The sequence below is a fragment of the Labrys wisconsinensis genome (genome assembly GCF_030814995.1).
GTDB lineage: Bacteria > Pseudomonadota > Alphaproteobacteria > Rhizobiales > Labraceae > Labrys > Labrys wisconsinensis.
This window is the reverse complement of record NZ_JAUSVX010000030.1, coordinates 44,822-66,642: the sequence shown is the minus strand read 5'-3', so window position 1 is coordinate 66,642 and position 21,821 is coordinate 44,822. Positions and strand designations below refer to the sequence as shown.

General features: G+C 70.7%; 19 protein-coding genes. 13 read left to right on the top strand and 6 right to left on the bottom strand.

The annotated features are described in order from the left end of the window. Positions 1-5: 5 nt before the first annotated feature. Entirely contained in the window at positions 6-818 is an 813-nt protein-coding gene (locus QO011_RS40780) for a zinc-ribbon domain-containing protein (protein WP_307285971.1), read from the bottom strand. A gap of 265 nt (positions 819-1,083) precedes the next feature. Here QO011_RS40780 and ftsE point away from each other — a divergent pair, with 265 nt between their 5' ends. The 3 genes from ftsE (at position 1,084) to QO011_RS40765 (ending at position 3,516) form a co-directional block, all read left to right on the top strand. Next, positions 1,084-1,752 (top strand): cell division ATP-binding protein FtsE, encoded by a 669-nt coding sequence (gene ftsE / locus QO011_RS40775; RefSeq protein WP_307286000.1) that lies wholly within the window; start codon positions 1,084-1,086, stop codon positions 1,750-1,752. A gap of 2 nt (positions 1,753-1,754) precedes the next feature. Then, positions 1,755-2,699 carry a cell division protein FtsX gene (locus tag QO011_RS40770; protein WP_307285968.1) on the top strand — a complete coding sequence of 315 codons (945 nt, stop codon included), beginning with the start codon at positions 1,755-1,757 and terminating at the stop codon, positions 2,697-2,699. Between the two features lie 109 nt (positions 2,700-2,808). After that, entirely contained in the window at positions 2,809-3,516 is a 708-nt protein-coding gene (locus tag QO011_RS40765; protein WP_307285966.1) for a YdcF family protein, read from the top strand. A 24-nt stretch (positions 3,517-3,540) separates the two neighbouring features. On the opposite strand, the gene QO011_RS40760 is transcribed toward QO011_RS40765, so the two are convergent. The 3 genes from QO011_RS40760 to QO011_RS40750 all read right to left on the bottom strand — a co-directional run bounded on the left by QO011_RS40760 (position 3,541) and on the right by QO011_RS40750 (position 5,266). After that, positions 3,541-4,485, bottom strand: a complete 945-nt coding sequence (locus QO011_RS40760) for a LysR family transcriptional regulator (RefSeq protein WP_307285964.1) — start codon at positions 4,483-4,485, stop codon at positions 3,541-3,543. 86 nt (positions 4,486-4,571) lie between these two features. Next, positions 4,572-4,886: a hypothetical protein gene (locus QO011_RS40755; RefSeq protein ID WP_307285961.1), complete on the bottom strand. Its 315-nt coding sequence runs from the start codon at positions 4,884-4,886 to the stop codon at positions 4,572-4,574. A 140-nt stretch (positions 4,887-5,026) separates the two neighbouring features. Then, on the bottom strand, positions 5,027-5,266 hold the full coding sequence (locus tag QO011_RS40750; RefSeq protein ID WP_307285958.1) for a hypothetical protein: 240 nt from the start codon (positions 5,264-5,266) through the stop codon (positions 5,027-5,029). A gap of 247 nt (positions 5,267-5,513) precedes the next feature. On the opposite strand from QO011_RS40750, the gene QO011_RS40745 reads away from it, so the two are divergent. The 3 genes from QO011_RS40745 to rpmB all read left to right on the top strand — a co-directional run bounded on the left by QO011_RS40745 (position 5,514) and on the right by rpmB (position 7,158). Next, positions 5,514-6,287 carry a lysophospholipid acyltransferase family protein gene (locus QO011_RS40745; RefSeq protein ID WP_307285956.1) on the top strand — a complete coding sequence of 258 codons (774 nt, stop codon included), beginning with the start codon at positions 5,514-5,516 and terminating at the stop codon, positions 6,285-6,287. Beyond that, the gene (locus tag QO011_RS40740) at positions 6,284-6,667 is read left to right on the top strand and encodes a hypothetical protein (RefSeq protein ID WP_307285953.1); all 384 of its coding nucleotides are present in this window, start codon (positions 6,284-6,286) and stop codon (positions 6,665-6,667) included. The genes QO011_RS40745 and QO011_RS40740 overlap by 4 nt, the downstream gene beginning before the upstream one ends. A 200-nt stretch (positions 6,668-6,867) precedes the next feature. Continuing rightward, a complete protein-coding gene (gene rpmB / locus QO011_RS40735) occupies positions 6,868-7,158 on the top strand; it encodes a 50S ribosomal protein L28 (protein WP_307285950.1) in 291 nt (96 codons plus the stop codon). 240 nt (positions 7,159-7,398) lie between these two features. Here rpmB and QO011_RS40730 read toward each other — a convergent pair whose 3' ends face one another. Continuing rightward, entirely contained in the window at positions 7,399-9,537 is a 2,139-nt protein-coding gene (locus QO011_RS40730; RefSeq protein WP_307285947.1) for a methyl-accepting chemotaxis protein, read from the bottom strand. A 353-nt stretch (positions 9,538-9,890) separates the two neighbouring features. On the opposite strand from QO011_RS40730, the gene QO011_RS40725 reads away from it, so the two are divergent. The 7 genes from QO011_RS40725 (at position 9,891) to QO011_RS40695 (ending at position 20,639) form a co-directional block, all read left to right on the top strand. Continuing rightward, positions 9,891-10,136 carry a hypothetical protein gene (locus tag QO011_RS40725; RefSeq protein ID WP_307285944.1) on the top strand — a complete coding sequence of 82 codons (246 nt, stop codon included), beginning with the start codon at positions 9,891-9,893 and terminating at the stop codon, positions 10,134-10,136. 64 nt (positions 10,137-10,200) lie between these two features. Beyond that, the gene (locus QO011_RS40720; RefSeq protein WP_307285942.1) at positions 10,201-10,434 is read left to right on the top strand and encodes a hypothetical protein; all 234 of its coding nucleotides are present in this window, start codon (positions 10,201-10,203) and stop codon (positions 10,432-10,434) included. Between the two features lie 147 nt (positions 10,435-10,581). Then, positions 10,582-11,190 (top strand): FecR family protein, encoded by a 609-nt coding sequence (locus QO011_RS40715; protein ID WP_307285940.1) that lies wholly within the window; start codon positions 10,582-10,584, stop codon positions 11,188-11,190. A gap of 171 nt (positions 11,191-11,361) precedes the next feature. Next, complete coding sequence (locus QO011_RS40710) at positions 11,362-12,732, top strand: MdtA/MuxA family multidrug efflux RND transporter periplasmic adaptor subunit (RefSeq protein WP_307285939.1); 1,371 nt, start codon at positions 11,362-11,364, stop codon at positions 12,730-12,732. 25 nt (positions 12,733-12,757) lie between these two features. Next, positions 12,758-15,856 carry a multidrug efflux RND transporter permease subunit gene (locus tag QO011_RS40705; protein WP_307285937.1) on the top strand — a complete coding sequence of 1,033 codons (3,099 nt, stop codon included), beginning with the start codon at positions 12,758-12,760 and terminating at the stop codon, positions 15,854-15,856. Next, positions 15,853-19,149: an efflux RND transporter permease subunit gene (locus QO011_RS40700; protein ID WP_307285935.1), complete on the top strand. Its 3,297-nt coding sequence runs from the start codon at positions 15,853-15,855 to the stop codon at positions 19,147-19,149. Before QO011_RS40705 ends, QO011_RS40700 begins: the two co-directional genes overlap by 4 nt. Beyond that, positions 19,146-20,639 (top strand): efflux transporter outer membrane subunit, encoded by a 1,494-nt coding sequence (locus QO011_RS40695; RefSeq protein ID WP_307285933.1) that lies wholly within the window; start codon positions 19,146-19,148, stop codon positions 20,637-20,639. Before QO011_RS40700 ends, QO011_RS40695 begins: the two co-directional genes overlap by 4 nt. Here the strand turns inward: QO011_RS40695 and QO011_RS40690 are convergent. After that, positions 20,606-21,766: a phosphotransferase gene (locus tag QO011_RS40690; RefSeq protein ID WP_307285930.1), complete on the bottom strand. Its 1,161-nt coding sequence runs from the start codon at positions 21,764-21,766 to the stop codon at positions 20,606-20,608. The genes QO011_RS40695 and QO011_RS40690 overlap by 34 nt on opposite strands. Between the last annotated feature and the right edge of the window lie 55 nt (positions 21,767-21,821).

Below are 21,821 nucleotides of genomic sequence, written 5' to 3'. Positions count from 1 at the left end.
TGTCCTCACTTCATCGCCACCTTGTCCTCCGGCCTGGCGAAGCGCACCGTCACGGCGCGACCCTCCGGCGGAGGAGAGGCAAGGCGGCTTTTGAACGGCATCACGGCGCCGGGTTCAAGACTGTTTCGCGCCAGCGCCGCGGTCCAGCCATAGATTTCCACGCCCTTGTCGTCGCGGATCGACAATCTGAGGCCCGGCACCGTCACCGGCTTGTCCGTGACATTGCGGATCTCTCCATCGATCACCAGCACCGGCGCGCTGCCCTCGGTGGCGGCGCTGGTGCGGATCTCGCCGAACTCCAGGCCGCGCAGGTTGACCGGCAGGCCGACATGGGCGAACAGCGAGGCGCTGGCCGGGAAGGCGCGCACCACGCCGGTGCGGAACTGCAGGGCCAGCACGACCACCGCCACGCCGGCCACGAGCGCCAGGGTGCGCAGGGCCGATGGCGAAAGATGGGCGCCGGTGGCGCGACGCTCGCGGCGGCGACGGCCGCCCGGACGCGCGCGGGCCGCGGCGGTCTCGACGTCGGCATGCTCGATGGCGCCGGCGAGGTCGTGGCCAGGCGGCATGTCGAGACCGGGAACGCCCTGGAGCATGCGCGGCACGGCGGCCTCGGGCTCGACCTCGGCCATGGGCTCGGCCTCGGCCGCGGGATTGTCGTTGCCGGCCGGCGGCGCGACGATCGTGGGCTCCGGCTGCACCGGGCCGGCATGCCACTGCGTCCGGCACCGGGTGCAGCGCACCAGGCGCCCCTCCCCGCCGAGCTGGGCATCGGCGATCTCGTAGCGGCTTTCGCACTGGGGGCAGACGATGAGCATGCGACCTCGGCGGAAAACGACCCGGCGCGCGAGAGCGCACGCGCTCTTTCTTTTCGATCGATTAACGTTAATGAGGCGTTAACGCCCCGGGCGCCACAGTGCACGGACGGGGCGGACGATGCGGCGCACCCGCGATCCCCGCCGGGAGGAAGGGGTCGGCCGAGTGCGGGCGGCGCCGGATTTCAGCACGATCTCCCGGACGCGAGCCATCGTCCGGCCGGAAAATCGTGCTCTGGGGTCGCGGCCTTCGATGGGAGTGGTGGATTTGGTCCGGTTCGAGAATGTGGGTCTGCGCTACGGCATGGGGCCGGAGGTGCTGCGCGACGTCTCGTTCGAGGTGCCCGCCAATTCCTTCCAGTTCCTCACCGGCCCCTCCGGCTCGGGCAAGACGACGCTGCTGCGGCTCCTGTTCCTGGCGCTGCGGCCGACCCGCGGCCTGATCACGATGTTCGGCCAGGACGTGGTGACGCTGTCGAAGCGGCAGCTGGCCGAGTCGCGCCGGCGCATCGGCATCGTCTTCCAGGATTTCCGCCTGCTCGACCATCTCACCACCTACGAAAACATCGCCCTGCCGCTCAGGGTGCAGGGTCAGGACGAGACGCGCTACCGGCCGGAGGTCGTCGAGCTCCTGCACTGGGTGGGCCTCGGCGAGCGCATGCACGTGCTGCCGCCCGTCCTGTCGGGCGGCGAGAAGCAGCGCGCCGCCATCGCCCGGGCCCTGATCGTGCGGCCGGAGCTGCTCCTGGCCGACGAGCCGACCGGCAACGTCGATCCGGTCCTGGCGCGCCGCCTGCTGCGCCTGTTCGTCGAGCTCAACCGCTCCGGCACCTCCGTGGTCATCGCCACCCACGACGCGACGCTGCTGGAGCAGTTCCCGGCACGGCGGCTGCGCCTGGAAGGCGGGCATCTCCACATCGAAGAGCGCGCGGCCTGACCATGACGCAGACCGCGCCCGCCTGGACCGACCGCCGCACCGAGGCACTGATCCGGCCGGCCGCACCGATCGTGCCGAACCGCTCCATCGCCGGCCGCTCGCTGATGGCGGTGGTGGCGATCATGACCTTCCTCGTCGCCCTGACCGCCGGGGGCGTGCAGCTCATCGCCGCGGCCGCGGCCGACTGGGGCTCCGACATCTCGCGCGAAGTGACGATCCAGGTCCGGCCGGAGGATGGCCGCGACGTCGAGGCGGAGCTGGCCAAGGCCGCCGACGCCGCCCGCTCCCTGGCGGGCGTCAGCGAGGTGCAGGTCTATTCGCGCGCCGAGACCGAGCGGCTGCTGACGCCCTGGCTCGGCGAGGGATTGAACCTCGGCGACCTGCCGATCCCGCGCCTGGTGGTGGTGAAGATCGCGCCGGGGGCGCGGCCCGACTTCGCCGCCCTGCGCGAGCGGCTCGGCGGGGTCGCCGGTGCCAGCCTCGACGACCACCGCTTCTGGATCGAGCGCCTCTCCACCATGGCCCGGGCCTTCGTGCTGGGCGGCCTGGCGGTGCTCGCCCTGATGATGACGGCCACGGCGCTCTCGGTGGTGTTCGCCACGCACGGCGCCATGGCCGGCAACCGGGACGTGGTGGAGGTGCTGCACTTCGTCGGCGCCCATGACAGCTTCATCGCCAACGAGTTCCAGCGCCACTTCATGTGGCTCGGGCTGAAGGGCGGCTTCACCGGCGGCGCGGCGGCTGCGATCGTCTTCAGCCTCGCCCATGTGCTGGCGGGGCGGCTGGTCGCCACCGCCGGCGGCGACGAGATGGAGGCGATGTTCGGCTCCTTCGCCGTCGGCTGGCAGGGCTATGCCGCCATCGTCGTCGCGGTGATGCTGATCGCCGTCATCACCGGCGTCACCTCGCGCGTCACCGTGCACCGCGTGCTGCGGGGACGGTTGTGACGCCGCGGCTGCGCCCTATCTGGCTGGGGGCAGGCGGATCGCCTGCGTTGCGGCATGACGGCGGCCGGCTCATACTGCCGGGCGGGCCCGCATGCTGGAGAGCCGGAGCATGAGCGCGACGCCTGTCTGCGACGACGACCAGTTCCCGCGCAGCCGATTCCTGCGCGGCAAGCTGGCGCGGCGCATCGCCGGCCTCGTCTGCTTCTGCTTCATCGCCGCGGCCGCCTGGGTGGTGGTCGACTTCGCCCGCTTCGTTTCGACCCTGGAGGACCACGAGCACCGGCCGGCGGGCAGCGCCGACGGCATCGTCGTCCTGACCGGCGGCGCCGACCGCATCGCCGACGCGGTCGACCTCCTGGCGGAGGGGCGCGGCAAGCGCCTCCTCATCACCGGCGTCAACCCGGCGACCAGCAAGACCGCCATCTCCGCCACGGCGCCCCGGACCTCCGACCTCCTGGCCTGCTGCATCGACCTCGATCGCAACGCCCTCAACACGGTGGGCAACGCCCTGGAGGCGGCGCGCTGGGTGCGGGAGAAGCATTTCCACTCGATCATCGTGGTGACGTCGAGCTACCACATGCCGCGCTCGCTGATGGAGCTGCGCCGGGTGCTGCCGGACACCGACCTGATCGCCTATCCCGTCGTGCCGCTGGGCTCGCAGCTCGGCCGCTGGTGGCAGGACCCCGGCACGCTGCGCCTCCTCATCTACGAATATGCCAAGTATACCGGCGCCCTGCTGCGCCTCAGGCTGGAGAGGCCCACCGCCCGCAAGGTGCGGCTCGCACAGGCCGGGACGGCGGCGCCGGACGAGCCCTGAGCTGCCGGACGGCAACGGCGGCGCTCAGCAGCGGGTGAAGGGGTTCTCCAGCGGGCACTTGACCAGCGGCGCGCCGCGGGCGGCGCGCACCATGTCGATGAAGGCGCGCAGCGCGGCGGGGACCTGGCGGTGGCCGGGATAATAGAGGTAGAAGCCCTCGAAGGTCGGCGACCAGTCCTCGAGCACCCGGACGAGCTGGCCCGAGCGCAGGAACGGCTCGGCGAAGGGCTCGAAGGTGAGGGCGATGCCGAGGCCGTCGATGGCGGCGCGGGCGGCAAGCTCGACCTCGTTGACGGTGATGCGGCCCTCGGTCGCCATGCGCCGGGTCTGGCCGTTGCGGGCCAGGGGCCATTCCATCACGCTGCCGTCCATGGCGAGGCGATATTGGACGCAGGTGTGGCGTGCGAGGTCGTCGGGCGTGCGTGGCGGACGCCGGCGCGCGAAATAGGACGGCGCGCCGACGATGGCCACCTTCATCGGCCCCACGACGCGCACGGCCATCATGTCGGCCGGCGCATGGTCGTGCGGGCCGATGCCGGCATCGAACCCCCGGTCGACGATGTCGATCGGCCCGTCGCCGACATGGATCTCCAGATTGACGTCCGGATAGGTCGACAGGAAGCGGTCCCACACCGGCACGATCGCCGTGGTGGCGGCGATATGGCCCGCCGCATAGATGCGCAGGCGCCCCATCGGGCGGGAGCGCTCCTGGCCGAGATCGGCGAGAGCCCCGGTGATCTGGTCGATGGCCGGACGCAGCTGGTCGAGCAGGCGCCGGCCGGCATCCGTCACCGAGACGCTGCGTGTCGTGCGGTGCAGCAGCCGCACCCCGAGCCGCTCCTCCAGCTGCCGCATGGCATGGCTGAGCGCCGAGGGCGTGACGTCGAGGCGGGAGGCGGCCGCCCGGAAGCTACGCTGGTCGGCCACGGCAACGAAGGCGGTCAGGCTCGCAAGGTCACCGCGGTCCATTCCTGAATTTCCCTCAACACCCGCCGCGGCGGGAGTAGGGCGCTCATTCACCCCTCGCGTCAACCGGTTTGTGTGGAGTGCCGGGGCTATGGCGCGGCCGGCTCGGCTGCCGTCCCGCGGCTGCGGGCGAGGATGCGCCGGCCGCGCACCGTTAGGGCGAAGCCGACGGCGCGGTAGCCGGCGCGGACCAGGGCGATGGCGTCGAGAGCGTCCGGCAGGGTGGAGCGCGCCGCCTCCGTGCCGTCGGGGGCGCGGTAGACCGTCTCGGACCAGCCGAACTTGCGGCACATCTGCCCGGCCCAGCCGCTGATGGAGGGACGCCGCTCGCCGCGCTCCAGCGCGTCGAGATAGGCCAGCTCACGCGGCGTCGGCGTCCGGTCGGGGATCGGCATGAAGCTCATGCGGCGCTCGCACGGCGAGACGGGCGGTGGTCCGGCGTGGCCGGTTCGTCCGGGCCGGCGGTCGATGTCGTCACGTGAAGGTCCTTTCCCTGGAAGAACGAGGCCGGGCTCGACCCGGCCTCGACCGATCGCTGCCGCCGTCAGTCCTGCGCGTGCGGCACCTTGCCACCGCGCGGGCGCGGCGCGTGCCGGTGCGAGGGCGCGGCGTCCCGCGGCGCGGAACGGCTGCGGACCGCCGGCGCCTCCTCCTGCTGCTGCGCCGGCTGCAGGGCCGGCCAACGCTGGACGTCGTAGAAGTCCGGCGGGTTGCTGCCGGCCAGGGCGGCGCCGGACAGCACCAGCCCGGCGGCCGCGAGCGCTACAATGATGGGTGTTCTCATCGACATTCATCCTCCAACCCCGCGGACGGCTCGGCCTCGCCGACGGCGCCGCCAGTCCCGCCCGCTTCGTCGCACACGACATTACCGGTCGGTAACAGGCATGAAAATTGCCGCTTTCAGGCATGGGCTATTGAACAGATTTCATGAATGGGAGCAGCGCCGGACCGGCGAGGCGGCAGCCGGCAGCCGGCCGGCCGCGACGCCGCGGCCTTTGACTTCTGCCGCGCCGGCAGGCAGGTGTTGAGGCATGCTCGCGCTGCGCTCCATCGCCTTCAACATCGCCTTCTACGGCAACATCTGCCTGTGGATGATCGGCGCCCTGCCGGCGCTGGCGCTGCCGCGCTCGGTGCTGACCCGCATCGTGCGTGCCTGGGCCCGCAGCAACCTGTTCCTGCTCAGGGTCCTCGTCGGCATCCGCTACGAGCTGCGCGGCACCGATCGCATTCCGCCCGGCGGCCTGCTGGTGGCGGCCAAGCACCAGTCGTTCTGGGAGACCTTCGCCTTCTTCCTGATCTTCGAGGACCCCTGCTACATCCTCAAGCGCGAGCTCCTGTGGCTGCCGCTGTTCGGCTGGTTCTGCCGCAAGGCCCGGATGGTGCCGGTCGACCGCGGCGCCCGCTCGCGGGCAATGAAGGCGATGAACGCAGCGGCGCGGGTGGAGCTGGACGCCGGCCGCCAGATCGTCATCTTTCCCGAGGGCACGCGCCGCGCGCCCGGCGCGGAGCCCGCCTACAAGTACGGCGTCGCCTTCCTCTACAGCGAGATGGGCGTGCCCTGCCTGCCGGTCGCCCTCAATTCCGGCCTGTTCCTGCCGCGCCGCCAGTTCATCCGCCGCCCCGGCACCATCGTGGTCGAGGTGCTGGAGCCGATCGCGCCGGGGCTGGAGCGCACCGTGTTCTTCGAGACGGTGCAGCGCGAGATCGAGGCGGCGACCAGCCGGCTGGTCGGAACGCCGCCCGCCCCGCGGCCCGAGCCCCTGGACGCCGGCCGGCGCCTCGACAGCCCGACGGGTGCGCCTTGACGCAGACGCGGACCTTGTTCTACGTCTGTTCCATGAACACGGTCTCGATTCGTTCCCCCGCCTGCGCGCGCCTGGCCGCCCTGACACAGGACGCCCCGGAGGCGGCCGCCCGCTTCCGGCGCTGGCGCGGCCGCTCGGGCCGGGCCTATCTGGTCTCGGTCTATCCGATCGACGCCTGCCCCGACTATATCGACGCGGTGCTCCTCGCCGTCGACAGCGCCAGCCGGACCTGCGTGTGGGTCGGCGAGGCCGCGACCGGGCTGGCGCCGCTGCTCGGCGCTCTCGCCCGGGCCGGTGCCGACGAACTGCACGTCCATCTCCTCGCGGGCGATGCCGCCGCCCGGGCGGCGGCGATCCGGGACCTCGACGCCCGGCACTGAGGTGCCCCCCGGGGCATCCCTCGGCACGCCGCGCGCGGCAGGCGCCCGCCTCGTGCGTTCCGGCCGCAGCGGCGCCTTGACGCGGCGGGCACCCGCAACTATAGGAACGCCTCATATTTTCTGAAGGCCCCGGACATCGGTCCGGACGGGCCTGGGGGCCCGCCCGAGGCGGCGCCTTGTATTCGAAGAGGATCCGACTGATGTCTCGCCGCTGCGCGCTGACCGAGAAGGCCGTCCAGACCGGCCACAAGGTCAGCCACTCCAATGTCAAGACCAAGCGCAAGTTCCTGCCGAACCTGCACAACGTCACGCTCATCTCCGACGTGCTCTCCCGTTCGGTGCGACTGCGCGTCTCGGCCGCCGGCCTGCGCTCGGTCGAGCACAGCGGCGGGCTCGACGCCTGGCTGATCAAGACCAGCGTCTCCGAACTCTCCGCGCCGGCCGCCAAGCTGAAGCGCGAGATCGAGAAGAAGATGACGACGGCGCACTGACGCCGCCGCGCAATCGACCTTCCCGGGCCGGAGCGGCGCCGCTCCGGCCCTTTTCATTGACGGAAGGGATCCCGGAGCCGCGCCGCTCCGTGCGCTCGCACTGGACCAGCTGGGCCCGTGCGACCATCTGATGAGCTGGCGCCGGCGATGGCCTGCATCGCCCGTACGGCGCCCTGATCCGCCGGATGGCCCCGTCCGGCCTGAGCGGCGCGCCGGCGATCCCGGCCGCAAGCCTCGACGTCAGGCGGCGGCGACCTCGCGCAGGAAGCTGGAGACCTCGGTGCGCAGGGTCGCGGCCTGCCCGGACAGGTCGCGCGAGGCGTCGAGCACCATCGCCGCCGCCTGGCTGGTCTCGCCGATCGCCGCGGTCACCACGCCGACGCCCCGCGCCATCTCGCCGGTGCCCGCTGCCGCATGCTGCACGGCGCGCGAGATGTCGAGCGTGGCAGCGCCCTGCTCTTCCATCGCCGCCGCGATCGAGGCGGTGAAGCCGCGCACCTCGTCCATGGTGACGACGATGGCGCGGATCGCCTCGACCGCCGCGGCGGTCGAGTGCTGCATCGCTCCGATCTGCCCGCGGATCTCGTCGGTCGCCCGGGCGGTCTGGCCGGCAAGGCCCTTGACCTCGCCGGCGACCACGGCGAATCCCCGGCCGGATTCGCCCGCCCGCGCCGCCTCGATCGTGGCGTTGAGCGCCAGCAGGTTGGTCTGCTCGGCGATCGCCTGGATCAGCGCCACCACCTCGCCCACCTTGCGCGCCTGGTCCGACAGGGACTGGATCTCCCCATTGGCGGACTTGGTCATGCCGGCGGCACGGGCGACGACCGCATTGGCGCCGGCGACCTGCCGGCCGATCTCCTGCACCGATCCGGCGAGCTGCTGGGCCGCGGCGGCCACCGTCTGGACATTCTGCGTGGTCTCGCCGGAGACCTCGGCCGCGGCGCTCGCCTGGCTGTCGGCCCGGCTGGCGACGTCGGACAGTCCCTCGGCGGTCTCGGCCATGCGCTCGACAGTGCCGCTGACGGTCGCGAGCACGTCGCTGACGGCGCCGTCGAAGCGGCGGATCAGCCCGTCCACCGTGGACTGGCGCGCCGCCCGGCCGGCTTCGGCCTGCCGCTCCTTGCCTTCCAGCTCCTGCCGCGCCGCCATGGCGTCGCGGAACACGGCCACCGCCCGGCTCATGTCGCCGATCTCGTCGCGCCGCGCGGCGCCCGACAGGGCGATGTCGAGCCTGCCGGTCGAAAGCGCCTGCATCTCGGTGACGATGCGCGAGATCGGCCGCGTCACCGAGCGGGCGAAGGCGAGGCCGAGGAGGGCGGCGAGCACCATGAGGCCGCCGACGATGGCGATGGTGCTGTCGCGCAGCGCGGCCACGGCCGCCAGCGTCTCGCCGGTGGCCTGGGCCGTGACCACCAGCATCCGGGTGCCGAGCACGTCGACCGGCGCGGTGGCCGCGTGCATCGCCGTGCCGCGGTAGCGCTCGAGCGTGCCGCTCGCCCCCGCCTGCGCAAAGCCCGCGGCGATCAGCGGCTCGTCGATCCGGGTCTTCAGGATGCCGCTCTCCGGCATGAGGCTGGACTTCGAGCGCAGCAGGCCGTCGGCGCCGACGAGCACGGATTCGCCGGTCGCGCCCAGCCCCTCCCGGACGCCGACCAGGGCGTCGATGCGGGCCGAGGGGATGGCGACGGCGAGGACGCCCGCCGGCTGGCCGTCCTTGAGGATGGCGCGCGCCGCGAAGGCCGCCGGCGCGCCGAGCGGCGCATAGGGCGCGAAATCGGCGAAGACGACCGAGCTGCCGCCGGCCTCCAGCGCCTGGCGGGCGATGCGGGCCAGGCCGCTGTCCTTCAGCGGGCCGCTCTTCAGGCTGGTGGCAAAGTCGGAGCGCTTGCGGAAGGAGTAGACGATCACCCCGTCCCGGTCGATCAGGAAGACATCGTCGAAGCCGCGCTGGGCGATCAGGTCGCGCACCCAGCCATGGAAGGCCTTGTGCATGCTGGAATAGACCGAGCCGTCACCGGCATCGTCCAGCTTCTCGCGCTCGCCGGCCGCGTTGGGGTTCTTCTCCAGATAGAGCTTCTGCGCCCATTTCGTCGGGAAGGCCGATTCCAGATAGAAGGCGTTGCCGAGATCGGCCAGCGCGACCGTCACGGTCGGGTTGCCCGACAGCACGTTGAGGTCGCTCCTGAGGCCGTCGAGATAGGTCGAGAGCAGGCGCGCCGTGGCCGCGGCGGTCGCCCGCAGCCGCTCGTCGCTCTCGCGCGCCAGCGAGGCGGAGGCGACGAGATAGCCGGCGGCGCCCACGGCCAGCCCGACCAGCAGCGTCACCCCCACGAGGGCAAGCGGCAGCTTCGCCTTCAGCTTGAGGTCGGCAAACGTCATCGGCTGGCCCCGCCGCAGAACGACAACACTCTGGATGTCCTCCTGTCTGCAGCACAACCTGTTCCATCCCGGTTAATGCCGACCGGCAATGCGGGGCTTGCCGTCTCGACGCGAATTCCCTAAGGTCACAATCCGGGCGAGTTTAATGGTGTTCCTCGTGAAACAGTTGCGCGCAAGACCAAGGCGCATCCTGTTTCCTGACCGGGAGTGCTTGCGCAAACCGATCCAAGTCGATCGGCTTCGTTGACGAAGACACCATGCCTCAGCAGCATCGACGCGCCTCAACCAATGCTTCAAAAGCGTCTTCCGGCCTGCCGCCCACCGGCAGGACGGCGAATGGCAAGGAGATAGCCATGTCGATCCGTTCCACAGCCTACACACTCGTCGCGGCCGCCCTGCTTTCGGCTGCCGCCTTCGCCCCCACGCCGGCCCTGGCCGGCGGCTACGGCTACGACAGCGGCGGCTACGACTATCAGCCGTCCTACCAGCCACGCTACTACCAGCAGCCGAGCTATCAGCACTGCTACTACAGGCGCGTGCGGTATTACGACGACTACTACAACCGCTACTCCTACCGCCGCGAGCGGGTCTGCGACTGACCGCAGGCACGCCACGGATCCGGGCAGCACGAACGTCCTCTACCCCTGTGACATGGAGTCCTCGATGTCTCTGCGAACCCTCGTCCTCTCCGCCTGCGCCGCGGCGGCCGTCTCGGCCGCGGCCGCGAGCGGCGCCGCCGCCGGCGGCCTCGCCAACCCGCTGAGCCGGGATGGCCTCGACCTCGGCGTCACCGCCCAGCCCGCCGGCTACTACTCCAATTGCTACTGGCGCCGGGTGCGGTATTACGACCCCTATACTTACCGCTACTACTATCGCAAGAAGAGGGTCTGCTACTGACCGGCCGGACCATCTCTTCCGTCCGGGGTCGGCGGCGTGCGGATTGTGCGTAACGACACATCGGCAAGCCGCACGACCTGTGCTAGGAACCACATGACGGCCTCGCGCGGGGAATCTTCCCCGCGCGAGGAAACCAGAGGATCGCGCATGCTCATCGATCGTCGCAGCGTCCTGATCGGCGTCGGCCTGATGGGCATCTCACCGCTGGCGGCCCAGGCCGACCTGCAGATCATCGAGGCCGGCACGGTCGAGGCCGCCACGGGCACGTCGACCGGCGTGCTGCGCGGCCAGAAGCGGACGCTTGCCGTCGGCGCCAAGGTGTTCATCGACGACACGCTCGGCACCGGCACCGGGGCGCGGCTCGGCGTCAGGCTCGGCGAGGCGACGCGGCTCCTGCTCGGCGAGCGCACGCGGGTGCGCATCGACAAGTTCCTGGTCGACCGCGGCGGCGATCTGGTGCTGGAGCGCGGCGCCATGCTGTTCGACCGGCCGGACGAGCCGCAATCCGGCCCGCTGGACGTCGCCACCCCTTTCGGCCTGATCGCGGCACGCGGCACCAAGTTCTTCGCCGGCCCGAGCGAGGGCAGCTTCGGCGTGTTCGTCGAGCATGGCGTGGTGAACGTGCGCACCCATGCCGGAGCGGTCGAGCTGACCGCGGGCCTCGGCACCGACATCCGGAGCATCAAGGCGGCGCCTTCCGCGCCCAAGCCGTGGAGCGACCTCAGGATCGCGCAGGCCCAGGCCTCCGTCACCTGATCGCCCCTAATCACCGGGCGCCGATGCCCGGTTCCGGCCGAGCCCTGCCGCCCCGCAGCCGCAGCGATTCGGGCAAGAACTTGAAAACCCGAAGAAACATTCGGAAACACGACGTCCCTACTTGAGCCATAACTGCCTCCCAAAGCTGCGGGAGACTTTCGAGGCAGTCCGATGGACGAACGCGTCGATCTTGCGCGCAGCAAGACTGCACCACTGACAGTGCCGCTGGGCCGCCCGAAGCCGCCCAGACGTCGTGGCATTGTCAAGTGGCTGCTCGCGCTCGTCGTGGGGATCGCCTGCCTCTTCGCCTGGGAGCAGCTCGAGAAACCCACGCCGGAGGTCGCGCCGTCTCCCGGTGCCGGACGCGGCGGCGGCCGCGGCGCCGGCCTGCCGCCCCAGACGATCCGGGACGCCGAGGCAGCCAAGGGCGACATCCCGCTGGTGATCAACGCGCTCGGCACCGTGACCTCGCTCGCGACCGTGACGGTGCGCACGCAGATCGCCGGCACGCTGCAGCAGATCGGCTTCACCGAAGGCCAGATGGTCAAGGCCGGCGACTTCCTCGCCCAGATCGACCAGCGCCCCTACCAGGCGACCCTGGAGCAGTACCAGGGCCAGCTCGCCAAGGACACCGCCCTCCTCGCCCAGGCGCAGGCCGACCTCGCGCGCTACCAGAAGCTCGGCCGGCAGGATTCGATCGCCACCCAGCAGATCGACGACCAGAAGTTCCTGGTGACGCAGGACCAGGCCGCCATCTCGACCGACCAGGCGCAGATCGATGCCGCCAAGCTCAACATCGCCTATTGCCACATCGTGGCGCCGGTGGGCGGGCGGGTCGGCCTGCGCCAGGTCGACGCCGGCAACTATGTCCAGGTCACCGACACCAACGGCATCGTCATCATCACCGAAATCCAGCCGATGAGCGTCATCTTCTCCACGCCGGAGGACAACCTCTCGCAGATCGCGGCCCGGCTGAAGAGCGGGGCGAGCCTGCCGGTGACGGTGTTCGACCGGGCCAATGTCAAGCAGCTCGCCACGGGATCCGTCTCCACGACCGACAACCAGATCGACACGACGACGGGCACGTTCAAGATCCGGGCGATGTTCGCCAACGACGACGGGGCCCTGTTCCCCAACCAGTTCGTCAACGTGAGCCTGCTGGTCGACACGCTGCGGGACGCGGTGGTGGTGCCGAACGCCGCCGTCCAGCTCGGGCCGCAGGGCAATTTCGCCTATGTCGTCAAGGACGACGACACGGTCACCGTGCGCAAGATCGTCATCGGGCCGGCCGATGCCGATCACACCGCGATCACATCGGGCCTCGCCGTCGGCGAGAAGGTGGTGATCGACGGCGCCGACCGGCTGCGCGAGGGCGCCAAGGTCCAGGTGCGCAACGGGTCCGGCCATGCCGGGACCGGTGGAGCCGCGCCGGCCCCGGACGGGCAGCACGCCGCGCCCGGCCAGGACCCGGGGCAGGCCGGCCAGCACAAGCATCGCCGCCCCCAGGGCCAGGACCAGGGCGCTCCCGCCCCGGGACCGTGACGCCCATGCCGGGGGAGCTGCAGCCATGAACCCCTCGCGCCTGTTCGTCGAGCGGCCGGTCGCCACCTCGCTCTTGATGGTGGCCATCCTCCTGGTCGGGGTCGTGGCCTATCGCTTCCTGCCGCTCTCGGCCCTGCCGGAGGTCGACTATCCCACCATCCAGGTGCAGACCTTCTACCCCGGCGCCAGTCCGGAAGTGATGACCTCCTCGGTCACCGCGCCGCTGGAGCGGCAGTTCGGACAGATGCCGAGCCTGGCGCAGATGGCCTCGCAGAGCTCGGCCGGCGCCTCGGTCATCACCCTGCGCTTCGGCCTCGACATCGGCCTCGACATCGCCGAGCAGGAAGTGCAGGCGGCGATCAACGCGGCCGGCAACCTCCTGCCGTCCGACCTGCCGGCGCCGCCGATCTATGCCAAGGTCAATCCGGCGGACGCGCCGATCCTCACCCTCGGCGTGACCTCGCAGACCCTCAAGCTCACCGACGTGGAGGCCATCGTCGAGGGGCGCATCGCCCAGAAGCTGTCGCAGCTGCCGGGCGTCGGCCTGGTGTCGATCTCCGGCGGCCAGCGCCCGAGCGTGCGCATCCACGCCAACCCGCGGGCGCTGGCCGCCTACGGCCTCAACCTCGACGACCTGCGCACCACGATCGGCAACCTCAACGTCAACACGCCGAAGGGCAATTTCGACGGGCCGGCGCAGTCCTCCGCGATCAACGCCAACGACCAGATCAGGGATCCGAAGGACTATATCGATGCGGTGATCGCCTACCGCAACGGTGCGCCGATCAAGCTCGGGGACGTCGCCACCGTCGAGCAGGCGGCCGAGAACGCCAAGCTCTCGGCCTGGATGAACCGGACGCCGGCGCTGATCGTCAACGTCCAGCGTCAGCCCGGCGCCAACGTCATCGAGGTCGTCGACAGCATCAAGGCGCTGCTGCCCGCGATCGAGGCCTCGATCCCGGCCTCGATCACCATCACCCCGCTCACCGACCGGACCGTGACCATCCGCGCCTCGGTGACCGACGTCGAGTTCGAGCTCGCCCTGGCCGTCGGCCTGGTCGTGCTGGTGATCTTCCTGTTCCTGCGCAACATCCCGGCGACGTTCATCCCGAGCCTGTCGGTGCCCCTCTCGCTGGTCGGCACCCTGGCCGTGATGTACGAGCTCGGCTTCAGTCTCGACAATCTCTCGCTGATGGCGCTGACCATCGCCACGGGTTTCGTCGTCGACGATGCCATCGTGATGATCGAGAACATCGCCCGCTTCCTCGAGATGGGCGAGACGCCGGTCGAGGCGGCGCTGAAGGGCTCGGAGCAGATCGGCTTCACCATCATCTCGCTGACGATCTCGCTGATCGCCGTGCTGATCCCGCTCCTGTTCATGGGCGACGTGGTCGGGCGCCTGTTCCACGAGTTCGCCATCACGCTCGCCGTCACGATCGTCATCTCGGCCCTGGTGTCGCTGACGCTGGTGCCGATGCTCTGTGCCAAGCTGCTGAAGCCGAGCGAGCCCGGCGAGGGCGGCCAGGCCCATGCCAGCGGCGGACGCTTCTTCCAGACCCTCGTGCGCCTCTACAGCCGCGCCCTCGACGTGGTGCTCGACAACCAGGCCGTGACGCTGCTCGTGGCCCTGGCCACGTTCGCCCTCACCGCCTACCTCTACACCGTCATCCCCAAGGGGTTCTTCCCCATCCAGGACACCGGCCTGATCCAGGGGGTGACGCAGGCGGCGCAGACCACCTCCTTCACCGCGATGGCCGAGCGCCAGCAGGCCCTGGCGGACGCCATCCTGAAGGACCCCGACGTCGTCAGCCTGTCCTCGTTCATCGGCGTCGACGGCTCCAACGTCACGCTGAACTCGGGCCGCTTCCTGATCAACCTGAAGCCGCACGACGAGCGGGAGGCCAGCGCCAGCGAGATCATCCGCCGGCTGCAGGCCGAGACCGCCGGCGTCGCCGGCATCGCGCTCTACATGCAGCCGGTGCAGGACCTGTCGATCGACACCACGGTCAGCGCGACGCAGTACCAGTTCACCCTGGAGAACCAGGACCTCGGCCAGTTGCAGACCTGGACGCCGCAGCTGCTGGCGCGGCTGGAAACGGTGCCCGAGATCACCGACGTCGCCAGCGACATGCAGCAGAACGGCCTCGCCGCCTATCTCACCATCGACCGGGCCACGGCGGCGCGCTTCGGCATCACGCCGGCGACCGTCGACAGCGCGCTCTACGACGCCTTCGGCCAGCGCATCATCTCCACCATCTTCACCCAGTCGAACCAGTACCGCGTCATCCTCGACGCCGATCCGACGCTGCAGCAGTCGGTCACCTCGCTCGGCTCGATCTACCTGCCGTCCTCGGCCTCGACGACCGGGCAGGTCCCGCTGTCGGCGATCAGCACCACCACCGTCCAGACCTCGCCGCTGCAGATCTCCCATCTCGGCCAGTCGCCGGCCGCGACCATCTCCTTCAACCTGGCGCCCGGCGCCTCGCTCGGCGCCGCCGTCGACGCGATCCGCGCGGCCGAGGCCGATATCGGCCTGCCCGCGAGCTTCACCACCAGCTTCCAGGGCGAGGCCCTGGCCTTCCAGGCCTCGCTGTCCAACGAGCTCATGCTGCTGCTCGCGGCGGTGGCGACCATGTACATCGTCCTGGGCGTGCTCTACGAGAGCTTCATCCACCCGGTCACCATCCTCTCGACCCTGCCCTCCGCCGGCATCGGCGCGCTGCTGGCGCTGATGATCGCCGGCGCCGGCCTCGACGTGATCGGCATCATCGGCATCGTGCTGCTGATCGGCATCGTCAAGAAGAACGCGATCATGATGATCGACTTCGCGCTCGATGCGCAACGCAGCGAGGGCAAGAGCCCGCGCGAGGCGATCCACCAGGCCTGCCTGCTCCGGCTGCGCCCGATCCTGATGACGACGATGGCGGCGATGTTCGGCGCCCTGCCGCTGATGCTGGGCACCGGCGTCGGCTCGGAGCTGCGTCACCCGCTCGGCCTGGCCATCGTCGGCGGCCTGACGGTGAGCCAGGTGCTGACCCTGTTCACCACCCCGGTGATCTACCTGATGTTCGAGCGGCTCAGCCCCTCGGTGGCGCCGGGCCCGGCCGTGGCGGGGGCGCCGTGAGCAGCAACCTCTCCGCCCTGTTCATCCGCCGGCCGGTGGCCACGACGCTCCTGACCATCGGCATCGCGCTGGCGGGCGCCTTCGCCTTCGGCCAGCTGCCGGTCTCCCCGCTCCCCCAGGTCGACTTTCCCACCATCTCGGTGCTGGCGACCATGCCCGGCGCCAGCCCGGACACCATGGCCGCCACCGTCGCCGCTCCGCTCGAACGCCATCTCGGCCAGATCGCCGACGTCACCGAGATGACCTCGCAGAGCTCGCTGAGCAACACCCGGGTGACGCTGCAGTTCGGGCTCGACCGGGACATCGACGGGGCGGCGCGCGACGTCCAGGCGGCGATCAACGCCGCCCGGGCGGACCTGCCGACCAGCCTGCGCGCCAACCCGACCTACCACAAGATCAACCCGGCGGATTCGCCGATCATGGTCGTCGCCCTGAGCTCGCCGACCCGCACCCAGGGACAGCTCTACGACGCGGCCTCGAACGTGCTGCAGCAGAGCCTGTCCCAGCTCAAGGGCATCGGCGAGGTCGACGTCGGCGGCAGCGCCCTGCCGGCCGTGCGCGTCGAGCTCAATCCCGGCGCCCTGTTCAAGTACGGCATCGGCCTGGAGGACGTGCGCGCCGCCCTCGCCTCGGCCAACGCCAACAGCCCCAAGGGCGCGGTCGAAACCAAGGACTTCCACTACCAGATCTACACCAACGACCAGGCGAGCCGGGCCGCGCAATACCGCGACCTGGTGGTCGCCTACCGCAACGGCGCGGCGGTGCGCCTCACGGATCTCGGGCATGTCGACGATTCGGTGGAGGACCTGCGCAACGCGGGCCTGGCCAACGGCAAGCCCTCGGTGCTGGTCATCCTCTACCGCCAGCCGGGCGCCAACATCATCGAGGCGGTCGACGCGGTGAAGGCCGAGCTGCCGCGCATGGCCGCCGCGCTGCCCGGCGACGTCACCCTCAGCATCGGGCTCGACCGCTCCAAGACGATCCGCACCTCGCTGACCGACACCGAGCACACGCTGATCATGTCGGTCGCCCTGGTCACGCTCGTCGTCTTCGTGTTCCTGCGCAACCTGCGCTCGGCCGCCATCCCCAGCATCGCGGTGCCGGTCTCGATCATCGGCACGTTCGGAGCGATGTACCTCCTCGGCTTCAGCCTGGACAACCTGTCGCTGATGGCGCTGACGATCTCGACCGGCTTCGTGGTCGACGACGCCATCGTCGTCCTGGAGAACATCGCCCGCCATATGGAGCTGGGGGCGACGCGCCTCGAGGCTGCGCTCGTCGGGGCGCGCGAGGTCGGGTTCACCGTGGTCTCGATCAGCATCTCGCTGGTGGCGGTGTTCCTGCCCATCCTGCTGATGGGCTCGATCATCGGCCGGCTGTTCCGCGAGTTCGCCATCACCCTGTCGATGGCCGTGGCCATCTCGCTGTTCATCTCGCTCACCGCGACGCCGATGATGTGCTCGCGCTTCCTGCCCAACCCCGCCGACCATTCCAACGGCTGGTTCTACCGGGTGACCGAGCGCGGCTTCGAGGCCATGCAGTCCTTCTACAGCCGGACCCTCGCGGTGGCGCTGCGCCACTCGCTGCTGGTGGCGCTCGTGCTCCTGTCCACCATCGGCCTCAACGTCTATCTCTTCTCCGACATCGCCTACGGCCTGTTCCCGGCCCAGGACACCGGCCTGCTGATCGGCGGCATCCAGGCCGACCAGAGCATCTCCTTCCAGGCGATGGCGCAGAAGTTCACGCAGCTCCAGACCATCGTCCAGGCCGATCCGGCGGTGGACAACGTCATGGGCTTCACCGGCGGGCGCCAGACCAATTCCGGCTTCATGTTCATCTCGCTCAAGCCCCTGGCCGAGCGCGGCATCTCGGCCGACATGGTGGTCGGCCGGCTGCGCGGCAAGCTGGCGCAGGTGCCCGGCGCGCGGCTGTTCCTGCAGCCGGCGGCCGACCTGCGCACCGGCGGGCGCCAGAGCAACGCGGCCTACCAGTTCACGCTGCAGGCCGACGAGACCAAGGTCCTCAACGAGTGGGCGCCGCGCCTGACCGAAGCGATGCAGCGGATCGGCGTCATCACCGACGTCAATTCCGACCAGCAGCAGGGCGGCCTCGAGACCGACCTCGTCATCGACCGGCCGACGGTGGCGCGCCTCGGCCTGACGCTCAACGCCATCGACAACACGCTCTACGACGCCTTCGGCCAGCGGCAGGTGTCGACGATCTACAGCGCCCTCAACCAGTACCACGTGGTGATGGAGGTGGAGCCGCGCTACTGGCAGTCGCCGGAGACGCTCAGGGACATCTGGGTCTCGACCTCGGGCGCCAATCCCTCGGGCACCCAGAGCACCAACGCCGCGGCGGGCACGTTCTCGGCCTCGACGGTGACGACCACGACGGCCGCGACCATCGCCGCCGATTCCGCCCGCAACCTGGCGATCAACTCGATCGCGACGGTCGGCAATGCCAGCGCCTCGGCCGGCGCCTCCGTGTCGACCAACCAGGAGACGATGGTGCCGCTGGCCGCCTTCGCGCGGTTCCAGGCCGGGCTGACGCCCCTCTCGGTCAACCACCAGGGCCCGTTCGTCGCGACGACCATCTCCTTCAACCTGGCGCCGGGCCATGCGCTCAGCGAGGCCCAGGCCGCGATCGAGCAGGCCATGGCCGACATCCATATGCCCGCCGCGGTCCACGGCTCCTTCGCCGGAACCGCCGCGACCTACCAGCAGTCCCTGGCCAACGAGCCCCTGCTGATCGCGGCCGCCCTCATCGCCGTCTACATCGTGCTGGGCATCCTCTACGAGAGCACCATCCATCCCCTGACCATCATCTCGACCCTGCCCTCCGCCAGCGTCGGCGCCCTGCTCGCGATGAAGATGTTCGACATGGAGTTCACCATCATCGCCCTGATCGGCATCATCCTGCTGATCGGCATCGTCAAGAAGAACGCCATCATGATGATCGACTTCGCCCTGCAGGCGGAGCGCCGGGGCCTCGCCCCGCCGGAGGCGATCTTCGAGGCCTGCCTGCTGCGCTTCCGGCCGATCATGATGACCACCTTCGCGGCGCTGCTCGGCGCGCTGCCGCTCGCCTTCGGCACCGGCGAGGGATCGGAGCTGCGCCATCCCCTCGGCCTGTCGATCGTCGGCGGCCTGATCGTCAGCCAGGCGTTGACCCTCTACACCACGCCCGTCATCTATCTCTATCTCGACCGGTTCAACCGCTGGCTGCACCGCCTGTGGAACCGGTTCTATCTCGGGCAGCGCGGTGCCGGTCTCGCGGGAGGGCCATCATGAGGGTTCGAGACACGGCATGGACGGCGGACGGGGGCCGGCCGATCCGGCTCGGGGCCCGCTCCGCGCGGCTCTGCCTGGCCGGGGCGACGCTGGCCCTCGGCGGCTGCATGGTCGGCCCCGACTACCTGCGCCCGGCCGCGATCGTTCCCGCGCAATACAAGGAGATGAAGGGCTGGAAGCTCGGCGAGCCGCGCGACGACTTCGCCAAGGGTCAGTGGTGGACGGTGTTCCACGACCCCGAGCTCGACGCCCTGATGCCGCAGGTGGCGGCCTCGAACCAGACCCTGAAGGCGGACGAGGCCAATTACCGCGAGGCGCAGGCGCTGATCGCACAGGGCCGGGCCCAGCTCTTCCCGACGCTGAGCCTCAACCCGGAGCTGTCGCGCTCCTCCAGCCAGGGCCCGCTGCTCACCGCCGAAGCCAATGCGAGCTGGACCCTCGACCTCTGGGGCGGGGTCCGGCGGACGATCGAGGGCGAGACCGCCGGCGCCCAGGCCAGCGCCGCAACCCTCGCCAACGCGACGCTGTCGATGCAGTCCTCGCTCGCCACCGCCTATTTCGAGCTCAGGGAGACGGATGCCCTGCACGACCTCCTGGCCGACACGGTGGCGCAGTACAAGCGCTCGCTCGACATCACCCAGAACCAATATTCGGCGGGAACCTCGGCCCGCTCCGACGTCATCACCGCCAAGGCGCAGCTCCTCGCCGCCCAGGCCCAGGCGATCAACACCGGCGTCGCCCGCGCCCAGTACGAGCACGCCATCGCCGTCCTGATCGGCCGGGCGCCGGCGCAGCTCACGATCCCCCACGGCGGCCTGTCGAGGACGGTACCCTCGATCCCGTTGCAATTGCCCTCCGCCCTGCTGGAGCGGCGCCCCGACATCGCCGGGGCGGAACGCACCATGCAGCAGCAGAACGCCCAGATCGGCGTGGCGATGGCGGCCTATTATCCCAGCGTCTCGCTCTCGGGCGCGTTCGGCTATTCCGGCGATCCCTTCCGCAGCTCGCTCGGCGTCACGAATCCCGCCTGGTCCTACGGCCTGTCGATCGCCCAGACTTTGTTCAACGGCGGCCTGACCGCCGCCCAGGTCGCGGCAGCCAAGGCCAATTACGATGCGAGCGTGGCCACCTATCGCCAGACCGTCCTCACCGCCTTCCAGCAGGTGGAGGACGAGCTCGCCGCCATCCGCGTCCTCTCCCAGGAAGCCGGCGTGCAGGCGCAGGCCGTCGCCGCCGCCGAGCAGGCCGTGCAGATCGCCCTCAACGAGTATCGCGCCGGCACGCAGGCCTTCACCACGGTGGTGACCGCGCAGGCGACGGCGCTGTCGGACGAGGAATCGCTGCTCACGACCCGGGAGCAGCGCCTCGCCGCCGCGGTGAGCCTGATCGTGGCGCTGGGCGGGGGCTGGGACACGACGCAGCTTCCGTCCCCGGCGGCCGCGGCGGCCGGGCCCGGTCAGGCGCCTCCCGTGCGGGCGAATGCGGGATAGGGCGCGAGCGGCATGCTGCCGGGCCAGAGATCCTGGACGTGGCGGTGCCACCGCGCCATGACGGCACGGCTGCCCGGGAAGGCATCTGCCCGTTCGCAAGCGGCGATCGCGGCGCCGAGATGGTGCAGGATGCGGCTGCGGCGACTGGCGATGCCCCAGCGCCCGTCCTCGGCCAGGGCCGCCGGCATCAGCCAGTCGAGGCTCATCAGGAGGCGGGCGACGGCGACGAGCGCCGCCTCGGCCACGAACAGCCGGTCATCCACCGCCTCCGGCAGGGCCGGCGCCAGCACCCCGCGATAGGTCGCCTCGATCCGGTCGGCGACCTGACCCGGCACCGTGCCGGCGCACCAGCAGGAGGGAAAGCCCATGCGCCAATAGCCGGCGTCGAGCAGGGCATGGCCGGGCATCGAGAACTCGAAGTCGAGCAGCCAGGCCTCGCCGTCGATGAGGAGGACGTTGTCCGGACAGGCATCGCCATGGACCAGCACCGCCCACGGTCCGGGATCGGCGATGCGCCCGCGAACCTGGTCGAGCTCGTCCGCCGGCAGTGACAGGCCCGCCACCTCGACCGGCGCCGCCAGCCATCGCGCGCCCATCGCCCGCGGCGCCTCGGCCGCCGGGAACAGGTCCCGGAGGATGGCGGCGTGCCGCCCGGCGCAGCCGAGAGTCGTCGCGTGCAGGCGGCCGAGCGCCACGGCATGGGAGGCGAGGGCCGCCTCGGCCACCGCCGCCGTCCCCTCCAGCAGCGGGCCGACCAGCGAGCCCGGCGCGCGGCCGAGATCCTCGAACACGATCAGGCCGTGCTCCGCGTCTCCTGCCAGCAAGGCGCCCTCCCCGCCCGGCGCCTCGCACAGCAGCGCCCGCGCCACCCATTCGCGCACGAGGCCCGAGACGGCGAAGGCGTCCGGCGCGGCGGGGTCATGGCCGCTCGCCCGGCTCGCCTTGACGATGACGGATCGGCTGCGCGCCCCGACCGAGGCGTGCGCCCGCAGCACCAGGTTGCGCCGATCCGCCTCGCCGAGCGGCTGGATCGCGGCGAGGGTCGCCGGCTCGCCCGTGGCCCGCGTCAGCGCTGCGGCGGCGATCTCGGCCGCCCGTTCCGCCGGGAGATCGCGATGGGCAGCCATGGCAAGGCCTCCGGATGATCGCGGCGCGGCCTGCCCGCGCCGCCATGCTTCCACC